General features: G+C 42.4%; 8 protein-coding genes and 1 pseudogene. 4 read left to right on the top strand and 5 right to left on the bottom strand.

Going from position 1 to position 12522, the window contains the following annotated elements; all coding sequences use genetic code 11:
• The 3 genes and pseudogenes from IQR33_RS06110 to IQR33_RS06100 form a co-directional block, all read right to left on the bottom strand.
• Positions 1-302, bottom strand: a pseudogene (locus tag IQR33_RS06110) (allophanate hydrolase); the annotation flags it as partial.
• Complete coding sequence (locus IQR33_RS06105) at positions 299-982, bottom strand: 5-oxoprolinase subunit B family protein (protein ID WP_064354778.1); 684 nt, start codon at positions 980-982, stop codon at positions 299-301. The pseudogene IQR33_RS06110 and the gene IQR33_RS06105, both read right to left, overlap by 4 nt.
• Positions 982-1737 carry a 5-oxoprolinase subunit PxpA gene (locus IQR33_RS06100; RefSeq protein ID WP_064354779.1) on the bottom strand — a complete coding sequence of 252 codons (756 nt, stop codon included), beginning with the start codon at positions 1735-1737 and terminating at the stop codon, positions 982-984. The genes IQR33_RS06105 and IQR33_RS06100 overlap by 1 nt, the downstream gene beginning before the upstream one ends.
• Positions 1738-2056: 319 nt before the next feature.
• Between IQR33_RS06100 and IQR33_RS06095 the strand changes: the two genes are divergently transcribed.
• Both IQR33_RS06095 and galE read left to right on the top strand, forming a co-directional pair.
• The gene (locus IQR33_RS06095; RefSeq protein ID WP_064354780.1) at positions 2057-4015 is read left to right on the top strand and encodes a diguanylate cyclase domain-containing protein; all 1959 of its coding nucleotides are present in this window, start codon (positions 2057-2059) and stop codon (positions 4013-4015) included.
• Positions 4016-4069: 54 nt separating this feature from the next.
• Positions 4070-5086, top strand: coding sequence for a UDP-glucose 4-epimerase GalE (gene galE, locus IQR33_RS06090; RefSeq protein WP_005376309.1), 1017 nt, complete (start codon positions 4070-4072; stop codon positions 5084-5086).
• 335 nt (positions 5087-5421) lie between these two features.
• Here the strand turns inward: galE and IQR33_RS06085 are convergent, their stop codons facing one another.
• Positions 5422-7560, bottom strand: a complete 2139-nt coding sequence (locus tag IQR33_RS06085) for a TonB-dependent hemoglobin/transferrin/lactoferrin family receptor (protein ID WP_053303617.1) — start codon at positions 7558-7560, stop codon at positions 5422-5424.
• A gap of 231 nt (positions 7561-7791) precedes the next feature.
• Here IQR33_RS06085 and IQR33_RS06080 point away from each other — a divergent pair, with 231 nt between their 5' ends.
• Positions 7792-8679, top strand: coding sequence for a LysR family transcriptional regulator (locus tag IQR33_RS06080; protein WP_033907071.1), 888 nt, complete (start codon positions 7792-7794; stop codon positions 8677-8679).
• A 77-nt stretch (positions 8680-8756) separates the two neighbouring features.
• Here IQR33_RS06080 and IQR33_RS06075 read toward each other — a convergent pair whose 3' ends face one another.
• Positions 8757-11390, bottom strand: coding sequence for a bifunctional acetate--CoA ligase family protein/GNAT family N-acetyltransferase (locus IQR33_RS06075; RefSeq protein ID WP_193843589.1), 2634 nt, complete (start codon positions 11388-11390; stop codon positions 8757-8759).
• 236 nt (positions 11391-11626) lie between these two features.
• Between IQR33_RS06075 and IQR33_RS06070 the strand changes: the two genes are divergently transcribed.
• A complete protein-coding gene (locus tag IQR33_RS06070; protein ID WP_064354783.1) occupies positions 11627-12196 on the top strand; it encodes an SPOR domain-containing protein in 570 nt (189 codons plus the stop codon).
• Positions 12197-12522: the final 326 nt, after the last annotated feature.

Below are 12522 nucleotides of genomic sequence, written 5' to 3'. Positions count from 1 at the left end.
CCTTTTTTCAACGTAAAGTCAGACCAATTTGAAATAGGTTCACCATCTATTTTTGCATTTAAATCACCGCCACATATAGCAAGGTGGCAGTTATGCAAGGCAATAAAACAAGCGTTACCCAAAGTAATTTCAATCGCAACGCAATTGACTACGTTACCAAGCAAATGGTTGGCCCAACTGTAAGCATAGTCGTCGACCGGGCCACCTTGAGTCACACCGACATGCGCCAAGCCAAAACGACCAAAGTCTTGAACTAAAGAGAGCGGTCCTGGCTTTTCCACCAGTAATCCACCGTAACTCATAGTACGCCTCCTAAATCGATAAACTCTTGTTTTGAAATAGCATTAAAGGTGACCTTGTCACCCACTTCAAACGGTATAAAAGGAGGAGAGTCGGAGAAGAGCGCAAGCGGGCTTTTACCAATAATGTTCCATCCGCCAGGACTATCTGATGGATAGACGGCCGTTTTAGAGTCTGCGATTCCGACACTTCCGGCCGGCACGTGAGTTCTTGGTGTGGCAAGCCTTGCCATGTGCAATTGAGTATCAACGTCAGAGAGAAATGCAAAGCCTGGAGCAAAGCCAATTGCAGAAACCGCGTACTCGGTTTTCGTATGCAGGGTAATAAGATCGTCTAATGACAGACCTCGCTTTTTAAAACGAGATAGATCTAACGCGGTTTCTTCAGAGTAATATACAGGGATAGTAATGTGATTCGGCTGGGAAAGCTTAAGTGATTGAGTATCAAACTGGCTCACGATTTGTTGCAGCTCATTGACTAAGTTCTTTTCGTTGATTCGAAAAGGTAAGTAATCAATGAGAATAGTTTGATAGGAGGGGACAACGTTCATAACAATTGAAGCGAAAGTTTCTCTTATGCTGCGAGCAAGCTCTCCGACTGCATTTTCAGAAATACTCTCATCAAACTTAATGAAAATACTGCACTCGGAGATCAAAGAGATATTAAATTTCTCTTTATGCATTAATTTCCTCCAGCGTATAGGCTTTGGCGGATCTTTTGGAGCAGCGCGATCGACTCTTCATTGTCACCATGAACACAAATTGTATCGGCTTCCAATAATATGTAACCGCCTGAAGCGGTTTTGACACGCCCAGAGTCAGCTAAGGTCCGGACTTGCTCAAGTATCGCGTGCTCGCTTTTTAACACGGCATTGGGCTGTGTTCTAGGAGTCAGTAAGCCGTCATCTTGGTATAAACGATCTGCAAATGCTTCAAATAGCAAGGGAACATCATAATCGTCTGCGATTTCTAAGTATTTTTCGTTTTCCTGTGAAGCTAGGATCATTAACGGTACTTTGAACAGTGCTGCCGCCTTTACTACCGCTCTAAATATCGCATCACTTTTCATCATGTCGTTGTATAGAGCACCATGAGGCTTTATGTAACTGATGTCTGTGTATTGCGCCCGGCATAATGCTTGTAAAGCACCAACCTGATATATAACCATGTTCGTAATTTCATCACCCGTCATGCTTATGCTTCGTCTGCCAAAGCCTTGTAGGTCGGCGTAACCTGGGTGTGCGCCAATATCAACATCGTTGTCATTCGCTAGGGTGATGGTGTCGTGCATGACATTAGGGTCGGAGGCATGAAAACCACACGCGATGTTCGCCATATCAACATGGGGCATCACGTCTTCATCTGCGCCCATACTCCAAGAGCCAAAGCTCTCGCCCATATCACAGTTCAATGTAAGTTGCTGTTTATTCAATGTCATACGTTTTATTTCTACACAAGCAATGGGTTTACGATGCAGGAAAATGCATCTAGGTTCAGTGACTCACTTCATTCTTCTATCATGAAAACGAAGCTTTTTGAGCAGATAGCTGACGAAAAAGATCACGTTAGTCCATAAAGATGTTGCCGTTATTTGAGTTGATCCGAATTTTAAGGTATTTCGTTTCTTTTCCATCCAATTTTTGAGAATTTAAGGTTATTTTGCATTAGCATCGTGTTAATCTTGTCGCCCTTCATGGGTGATAGATTGCATAATGGTTCTTCTGTCATTTTTGTGGTTGTCTGCGACAGGAATATATATGTCATTACGAGCGAAGCTTATTTGGCCTCTTCTGGTCTTTTTAACGGCTATCTTTGTTATCTCAAAAGGTTACACCTCGTATACTGTATACCAATCGTCTAAGCATGAACTGGTCGAGCAGACAAGAAAGTTGATTAACAACGTTTCTTTCTCAATTAAAGATGCGCTGACGACAAAGGACAAGCAAAAAGCTCAAACTATTCTCGCCAACTTTTTAAACCAGCCAAATGTAACGCGGGTCAAACTTTATGACCAAGATGACCAACCATTCGCTGTTATGGAGATAAGTGGGGCACTAGCACCCGTTCCCAGTCAAACCGAAAGAAGTAGGTTGCACGCTCTAGGCTATGCCTTATCAACCAAATTTCTTTATGTTCTAGAGCCGATTATCCATGATGGCTATGTCATTGGTAGCATTAGAGTCACGCTTTCTCATCGTCCAATCGTAGAAGCCATGCAATCTTTACTTCAAGATAGCGCTTTACTTCTTCTGTTTCTGATCGCTGGTGGCACTGTTTTTTACATAAGTATAGAGAGGCTTGTTCTCAAGCCCGTTATGGAGCTTAGCCGCGTAATAGAGAATGTGACACACGGACGAAGCACGGAAAATCAAGCACGCTATTACGCCAACGATGAAATTGGAGAGCTCGCGAGATCTTTCAATCAAATGATGAATAGGTTAACAGTACGTGAGAAGCAGCGGCAACATTCGCTAGACACACTAGAACAAAAGCGCGCATTTTCAGAAGAGGTTATCGAATCTGTTCAGCATGCATTAGTTATTACAGACAATTCCGGACGTGTTATTCATTGTAATACGGCGACCCAGCAAATATTTCAAAAAAAATTAGATGAACTTAAATACGCCAATATTCGTGATCTAATTAAAACCAAAATACCGAATGAGCTGAGTCAGATCCTGAGTCGAGGCCTAGAGTGCGATGATATTCACCTCAAAAATGCAGATAACGAACAGCAGTTGAGCCTAACCAGTCGTCGCCTCTCGACACATGAATACTTACTGTTTTCGATTCAAGATATCACCGAAATTGAAGAAGCCATAAACCGGCAACGTGTTGCGGGACGTGTTTTTGAAAGCAGCCAAGATGGTCTCATTGTTCTTAATCATCGCGGTGTCATTACGATGGCAAACCCTGCCGTCACTAAGTTAGTCGGCTTAGAGGTGGATCAGCTTATTGGGAAGTCATTCATCCAAACGCTAAAGTGGCGCAAGTTACAGGAAATGATGCCTAGTATCATCGAGTCGATAGAAAATTATGGCGTTTGGCAAGGTGAAGTTATCGAGAAGAACCATATTGGTCAGTTTGTACCGATGTTTGCTCGAGTCAATCGTATCGTTAAGTGTGAAGACTATGGTTTCTATGATCTGGTTATTGTTCTTACCGACCTTTCCGGCGCAAAAGAGATGGAACGATTAGAGCATTTAGCTCATCACGATGCTTTAACGGGGTTAGCCAATCGATCTAAGTTCCATTTAGAGTTGGAACAACTAGTACAACGCTCTGGATACTTGCGTGACGAATTTGCAGTTTTGTACCTCGATCTGGATGGATTTAAAGAAGTTAACGATACCTACGGTCATGATGCAGGTGATGAAGTTTTGAAAAAAGTTTCCGAGCGTCTAACATCTGCGACGAGACATAGTGATTTAATCGCAAGACTTTCTGGTGATGAATTTGTCATGTTGGTAAATCCCGCCAATCAAAAAGTGGTCACCCGAATAGCAGAACAGTTGCTCGAGAGCATATGTGCTCCAATTGAGTACAAAGGTCACTTACTCAAAGTTGGCGTTAGTATCGGCGTAAAATTAGTCGGCGTAAATGAGCGCGATGCTACTCGAGTTTTAAAAAGTGCGGATACGGCAATGTATCAAGCAAAGAAAGCCGGAAAAGGCCAAGCAATATTAATGGGATGCGAATTACAAGAGACAGTTTAAATCGTAACGTCAAAGCTTTAAACTAACCCAATTCGCGTCAGAAGGAATAATAAAATGAAAGTACTCGTTACGGGTGGTATGGGCTATATCGGTAGTCATACGTGTATTCAAATGATCGAAGCTGGCATGACGCCAGTGATTCTAGACAACCTGTACAACAGTAAATCTACGGTATTAGATCGAATTGAAAAGGTATGTGGTGTAAAGCCAACCTTCATTAAAGCCGATATCAGAGATAAATTGGCGATGGTAGAAGCACTAAAGTCGCACAATATTGAAGCTGTTATCCATTTTGCAGGTTTAAAGGCCGTCGGTGAGTCTGTAGCAAAACCTTTAGAGTATTACGACAACAACGTTAATGGCACTTTAGTATTGGTTGATGCAATGCGTGAAGCCGGAGTTAAATCGTTGGTATTTAGTTCATCAGCGACTGTATATGGTGATCCTGCATCTGTACCCATCACAGAGGACTTTCCAACTAGCGCAACTAACCCATATGGGCGCAGCAAATTAATGGTAGAAGAGTGTTTAACCGACTTCCAAAATGCGAACCCTGACTGGAGCATTACACTTCTTCGTTACTTTAACCCGGTAGGTTCACATCCAACAGGCGAGCTAGGTGAAGATCCTCAAGGTATTCCAAACAACTTAATGCCGTTTGTTTCTCAAGTTGCGGTAGGGCGCAGAGAGTTCCTTTCTGTGTTTGGTAGTGATTATCCGACCAAAGATGGCACAGGCGTACGTGATTATATTCATGTAATGGACTTATCCGATGGTCACGTTGCTGCATTAGAAAAAGTAGGTAGCAAAGCTGGCCTTCATATCTATAACCTCGGTACTGGTAACGGCTACAGTGTACTGGACATGGTGAAAGCATTTGAAGCCGCAAGTGGTAAAGATGTCCCATACCAACTTGTTGAGCGTCGTCCAGGTGATATTGCAGAGTGTTGGGCGGATCCATCAAAAGCGATGAATGAGTTAGGTTGGAAAGCAACTCGCACTCTAGAAGAAATGACTGGCGATACATGGCGCTGGCAGTCTACTAACCCTCAAGGTTATCCAGATGCCTAATCTTTAATTTACATAATAGTAACAAAAAGGCGCATAATTGCGTCTTTTTTGATCCAAATCGGAAAAAATCGTAAATTACTGGTTAAAAGGTAGCAAGTATATATAGAGCTGTTAAACTATGCCCGACTCTTAATTTGGGTTATAAATTTTCTCATAGCTATTGGGGTAGTTCATGGAACTCGGTCTGATCATCACTTTCATCATTGCAGCAGCAGTAATGGTGAAAAAAGAGATGGCAAAACAGTAAACTTTCATTTTTCATACTTTTCTTTACATTTTTGAAATGAAAGCCATAAAAAAAGCCAGCATTACGCTGGCTTTTGTGTTTTTAAGGTTTAGAACTCGTATTTAACACTAATGTTATAATTACGCTCAGCTTGCGTTTTGTCTCGACTTAACTCAGTCTTACCGCGAACATCGTTCCAAAGATGGTATTCTTCATTCGTTAGATTCATAACACCAGCACGAATGGTTATATCTTTCATTGGTTTGTAGTACGCCGTTAAGTCAACGACTGTCGCAGACGGCAAAGCAACTTGGTCTTTGATTCCGCCTTTATCACCATCTGAGTTGATATCACTGTTCGATTTCTTAGCCGTGTAGTTTACTTTTAGGCTTGTCCCCCAAAGTGCATTTGGTGAATCGTAATTTACAGCAGCTACGGCATTCCATGGGTTTACACTGTTCAAAGGATTACCATCACCATCTTCACCTTCTGTGTATGCTGCAACAAAGCGAGTTGTCACGCCTGATGGAAGACCAGCAATGGCATGCCAATCAAGACGGTTAGAGAGCTCAACCCCTTTAATGTTTGCTTCACTAATATTGATATTTGTGAATTCAGTTAAACCACCATTGTTTGATGACGTTTGCTCAATAAAGTCACTGTAATCACTGTAGTAGAACGCTACTTCAGTTGCAGACGCTGCAGTGTTATGACGGTAACCAAGTTCATAAGACAAACTCTTTTCAGATCCCAAATTTGGGTTAGGGCGGTTGGTATAGCCATGAGCCGGATTATCGTAGGTGTAGTAAAGCTCGTCGAACGATGGCGCTCGGAACCCTTGGCTCACTTGCGCGAAGATCGTGCCAGGTTGCGATACAGAGTAAGTTGCTCCTAAACGACCAGTTAATGCAGAGTCGCTAAACTTCTCGAATGACTCTTCAGAAGTATTTGAAGGATTAGTAGAGAAGTAATCGTAACGCACACCTGGAGTCAGAATTAGCTTGTCATTAAGAAGCGAAATTTCATCTTGCAAGAATAAACCAAAGCTTTCTTCTTTTGCATCCGGTGTGTAAACGTAAACAGTATCTGGCGTGCCAGGATCGGAATTAAACTCGCGATTGGTATTACTGATGTCACTATGTTTGTACGATATTCCGTAAACAATATAGTGATTTTGAATCTCTTTATCTAACTGAGTTTCGAATTCAAATTTGTCTTCAGTATATTCGTAATCTTTTTTCTGTTGGTTGTCACCACTAGGCGGTACGTAAGGTGGGTAACCAGGGCTGGCTTCGATAAAGCGATTAGAGACGCCGTTTTCTTCTTTACCAATCCATGTAAGCTTGGACGTGATCGTATCCGAGATAGCTGCATCTGCAAACCAAATGTGCTTGAGCCCAATGCGATTTTGCTTGGTTGTGTCTTCAGCGTTGAAGTTTTTGTAACTTTTATGTGCGATCTCTGAGTCAGTCTCGTTGTAAATAACTTCTCCCAAGAACTCCAAGCGATGAGCGTCATTCAATTGAGATTGAAGTTTTACCAATAGATCGTTTTTGTAATAATCTTGGTTGTCCACAGAATAGTTATCGTAAGGCGCCTTAGAGAAATTTTGTAGCTCTGCACCATCACGGCGTGTAAAGGCTATAAGTGCTTCTGTATTACCGAAACGCTTTGCTAAAGCTACATGCTCACTAAAAGAGTTATCTTCCGATGAATAAGAGAGTTTAGCTTGACCACCAAAGTCTTTACCATCTTTGAGGAAATCCTTCGGATCTTTTGTTTCGAATGCGACAACACCGCCAATTGCATCACTACCATGTAGGCTAGAAGCTGCTCCTTTAACAATTTCGACACTCTTTAGCATATCGGGGTCGACAGTAACGGCACTAGAATTGATAAACGAATATGGTCCACCGCTGAATACACCTGGTTGAGATGCACCGTCTACTAAGATTTTAACTCGTTTACCTTCCATCCCGCGAATGTTAATACTTTGGACGCCTTGGCGTTGAGTGCCATTAACAGTAACACCTGGCGTATACTCGAATAGATCATTCAAGTCCTTTACCATGTTTTCTTCGATGTCTTTCTCTGATACAACAGCAACAGAAGCAGCAACAGTGTTTATGGTTTGGTTGGTACGGGTGGCCGACACAACGACTTCTTCAAACTTAGAAGCTTCTTCCGCATAAGCAGTATGGGAAAGGGCAACTAAAATGGAGGCTGACAAAATTGATTTTTTATACATTGGCTTCAATACCTTAGATCCATAATAGGTAACAACACGCGGATATTAATGGATCTAAATGGTAATTACTATCATTACCATTGTCATTTATTGATTTGTATTGAATCTTATTCTTAGGCTATGAGCATTCCTAGTCTTTATTTATCAATATGTTATATTATTTGTCGTTAGTTCTTGATAAGTTCATCCAAATACAACGAATGTGATGAATATCACATTAAGAGAGGCCATGTGCAGAGTCCAATTACGTTAGAAGCACTCCATATTCTAGATGCTATTGATCGAAGAGGGAGCTTTGCTGCTGCTGCGAATGAGTTAGACAGAGCCCCGTCATCGCTGAGCTATCAAATCCAGAAACTCGAGCAAGACTTAGACATTATTATCTTCGATCGCTCTGGTCACAAAGCCCATTTTACTGAAGCAGGTAAGCTTATTCTTGAAAGAGGAAGAGCCATTTTACAAGCCAGTGAAAAGTTAGTGAACGATGCAACGTTATTGGCGAATGGCTGGGAACTGGATATTACCATTGCCTTCGATGGCATTATTCCTATATCCAACTTTTTCCCGATGGTTGATGCGCTGGCCGAGGTCAGCTCAACTCGAGTCAGGCTGCAAGAGGAGATTCTGGCTGGTAGCTGGGAGTCGTTGAATACGGGGAGAGCTGATTTACTGATTTGCCCATCACTGGATACGCTTCCTCAAGAAGTTAAGTCAGAAAAAATTGGTAAAATGAGTATGTATTGGGTAGCTTCCGCTGATCACTATGTTCACAAGCGTAGTGGTAAGTTTGATGAAGCAGCGCGAGAAAAGTATCGGATCATTGCTATTGCAGATACCGCACGTGAGCAACCCGCGCTCTCAATTAATATTATTCAAAAACAGCCTCGCTTGACCGTCACCAACTTTACGGCAAAAGTAGAAGCGCTCACTGCAGGTTTAGGTATTGGTACATTACCAAGCCAAATTGCACAACCTCTTATTGATAGTGGTGTATTGAAACGAATCGAAGGCACTGAAGAACAGCCGATGAATATTATTTTGGCATGGCGCCGGAACACTATGGGTGAGGCAAAATCCTGGTGTATTCAGTACTTAAAAAAGAATTGGAAACTAAAGTAACAACGTAACTTTTACTTCTTAGATTACCATTGATTACCGAATGTAAGAAGTAAAAGTCATCGCTAATGCTGCGCTTTTCAATTTAAAGGGAGCACCATATCTGCCGTACCGTCTGCAAACTGGATATCGATCTCAAACCCCAAGTTCTGAGCCAACATCAACATCCCTCTGTTTGTTGGCATGGTCATTCCAGACATTTGCTTTGTGCCTTTAACTTTGCAATAGCTGATTATTTTCTGCATCAGCACTTTGCCTAAACCTTTTCCTTTCAAATCTGAACGAACCAAAATAGCAAACTCAGCGTCACTATTGTCTGGTGTAATCAATGCGCGGGCTACCCCTATGATAGACGGTCCGTCAGTATTAAACGCTACCGCAACAAACGCCATTTCGCGGTCGTAGTCGATTTGAGTAAAGTTTGCCAAAGCCTCATGGTTGAACTCTCCAACTTCAGAAAAGAAACGTTTATAGAGATCTTCTTTCGATACGCTATTAATGAATTGAGCATGCAGCGGCTCATCCTCAGGCAAGATAGGGCGAAGCAGGATAGGTTGGCCATCTCGAAGCGTTACAGTTTCGACAAACTCTGCCGGGAAAGGGCGAATCGCTAGCCGTTTTTGGGCGTCTCCTTCGTATTTACACAGTGTGACATCTGCATCAAGGATAGTTAAATCGCTTCCGGACACTAGCACTGGATGGATATCCAGTTTTTGTATTTCTGGTAACTCAACTGCCATTTGGGAGATACGAACCAAGAACTTCGACAACTCAGTAATATCGAGCGCATCTTTGTGTTTCTGCAGGCGAATCTTTCCAGACTTTAGGGCAACAACGACAAGGTAGCGCGCAAGCGTCATGTTCAAAGGAGGAAGTGCAGCGACGGCATCTTGGGCGATATTCCACTCAGAGCCGCCTTGACCAAGCAAGATCACTGGTCCAAAGACTTTATCTACTGCAATACTAATCCGTAGCTCTTCAGCGCTGCCGAGCTTTGCCATCCCTTGTACTAACAGCCCATGTACATTGGCGGAAGGGTAACTGAGCTTTACGGTATCTAAAATGGATAGCGCTGCGTTGGAAACTTCTCGACTGTTTCTTAAATTTAGAGCAACACCGTGAACATCCGATTTATGAGGAATGTCTGGAGAACGCAATTTTACCGCAACAGGATATCCAATATTTTCTGCCATATGAACAGCTTCAATGTCGTCAGATGCAATCCACGTAGGCAAAACGTTAAACCCGAACAGCTTAAATAATGGGCTGGTTTGATGCGTATCCAAGGTAACTGTATTTTTATCCAGTAGTCGTTCGTTTACCCACTCTTTTGCTGAACTCACACTTCCAGAATGTAATGGCTCTGCCGTCGTTGGCGTTTCCATTAGTTGTTTCTGGTTTCGTCTGTATTCGACCAAGTGCATGTATGCTACAACTGCACTTTCAGGTGTTCTATAGGTTGGAATACCTGCTTGAGTAAATGCCAGTCGCGCTTCTCTCGACGTTTGTTCTCCTGACCAGTTGGTCAAGATATTAAAATGCTTATGCCGAGGGTGAGATTTGATTGCATTAATAACGGCTTGAGCAGTTTCAAGAGGATCAGAAACAGCAGAAGGACTATGCATAATCAATATCGCATCTGCACAGTCGTTATTCATCAGTGCGTTAATGGTATCAATATAGCGTTTTTGGGTTGCGTCACCAGACAGATCAATTGGATTTCGAGCACGCCAGTTGGATGGAAGTACTGCTTGTAATTGCTCAATGGAAGCGTCATCAAGCGTTGCGAGTTGGCCACCACGTTCAATCAAAGTATCAACGGACATAACAGCAGGGCCGCCGCCATTGGTGATGATCGCTAAACGCTCTCCACGAAGTGGCACAGAATGCGTGAGTGTTTCAACCGCGGCAAAAAGCTCATGCGTATTGCTGACTCGTAACATACCAGTTCTGCGAATAGCAGAATCGTAAATTACGTCAAGTGTATCTCCGTCTTGCTGCTTAAAAGTATTCATCTCTTTAGAGCGGCCCGCTTTTAGCACCAATATACGTCGGTTACGTGAAGCGGCTCGCGCAGCAGACATAAATCGGCGAGCGTCTTGGATATTATCAACATAAAGCAGAATAGCTTCTGTGTTTCCATCCATACTCAAATAGTCGAGCAAATCTGCAAAATCGATATCCTGTCCACGCCCAATTGAAATGAACGAAGAAAAACCAATGTTCTTATCATTTGCCCAGTCTAAAACCGTGGTACAAACCGCCGCGGATTGTGAGATGAAAGCAATTTTTCCGGGTTTAGCTGCGACAGGGGAAAACGTGCAGTTAAAATTGTGCCAAGGAAGAATGATACCTAAGCTGTTTGGGCCTAAAACTCGAATGTTCAATGATGAGATATCTAAAGGCTTAGGGTCATCAGAGATAACAATCGCAAACGGTGTGCCTCTCTCATCTAGCTCTTTAAGCAATTGCTCGTTACGTGAAACGTTCGTACACAAAATTGCAATATCTGGCGTATAGGGCAGGGAAGCTACATCAGGGTAAGCGATCACGCCAGATACGGCTTTATATCGCGGCGTTACTGGCATAATCGCGCCACCAAATCCACTTTGTAGAAGGTTGCGCATCACAACATGTCCTGCTCGCAATGCTTTTTGAGATGCCCCAATAACGGCCACAGAGTTGGGTTTAAAGAGTTTATGTAGTTTATTCATGCTGACTCCTAGCCGTTTGTAAGTCACGTTGGCTTCTCGGTTTCATATCAATCATAAACGAATAATTTACTGATAAAACATCTTCAGACCAGACATTGCAGAAAATGTGTACGATGCTTATGGAGTTTGTGTTATTCATCACATCAAAATCACAGATTATTGTATTTGATGCTTGATAAACGGCCCTGCTATCGGCATGATTTATCGTAATATTTATCCAGAGCATTTGTTACTTCATGAAAAAAATCGCAATCATCGGCTTGTCAGTTCTGCTTTCTGCTTGTGCATCTGAAACTTACATCACGGATGTGACCTCAGAAAGTTACCGAGAGGACTACAAATCAGATCGTATCTCTAAACCAATTATGGCGTCTGAAAACGCTGTAGTAGAAAAAGACATACAACCAACTGTTGTGAAAATGACGGCAAAGCCTGAAGAAAAGAAAGTAGTCAAGCTAACGCCAAAAGAGCAGGCGAAGCCAGTTAAGATCGTACCACCAAGTAAAAAGCAAGCTGGCATTCAACGATTCGGCTATACCATTCAAGTCGCAGCTGTGGGTAGCCAAGCTAAAGTCGATCAGTTTGCAAATAAGCTGCCACAGAACGGTCAGCCAATTTGGGAAAACTACAAAGTTGTAAACGGTACTAAGTGGTTCTCAGTTTTATACGGAGACTACGCAACAAGCGCAGAAGCCAAGCAAGCGATTTCGACTTTGCCAGCTCAATTTCAGCAGTTAAGGCCATTTGTTAAAAGCATTGATGCGATCAAAAACTCAGCTTACCCAACGCTTAACAAATTAAATTAACACATAAAATAAGGGAGCGAATAGCTCCCTTATTTATTTGCTCAAATCCTATTCGAACAACATTCCTCACATTAAAATTACTGTACGTCACACTTCAAAGGTTTATCATAATAAATAGTATCTTTTGTAGGTCACGGAAAGATGGATTCATGATTAAAAATATTCTTTTACTATGCGGCGGTGGCTCTTCTGAGCACGAGATTTCATTATTGTCTGCAAACTTTGTCGAACAACAACTAAATCTTATTGAAGACGTTCACGTTACACGCGTAGAAATAAAAAACGAAGGTTGGATGGCCAACCAAGGTGAGTTGGTTTACCTGGAT

Origin of the sequence: Vibrio sp. OPT46, from assembly GCF_015163535.1 — a bacterium.
In the GTDB taxonomy this organism is placed as follows: domain Bacteria; phylum Pseudomonadota; class Gammaproteobacteria; order Enterobacterales; family Vibrionaceae; genus Vibrio; species Vibrio alginolyticus.
Note: the sequence above shows the minus strand (reverse complement) of the source record. Positions and strands in the feature narration are given on the sequence as shown.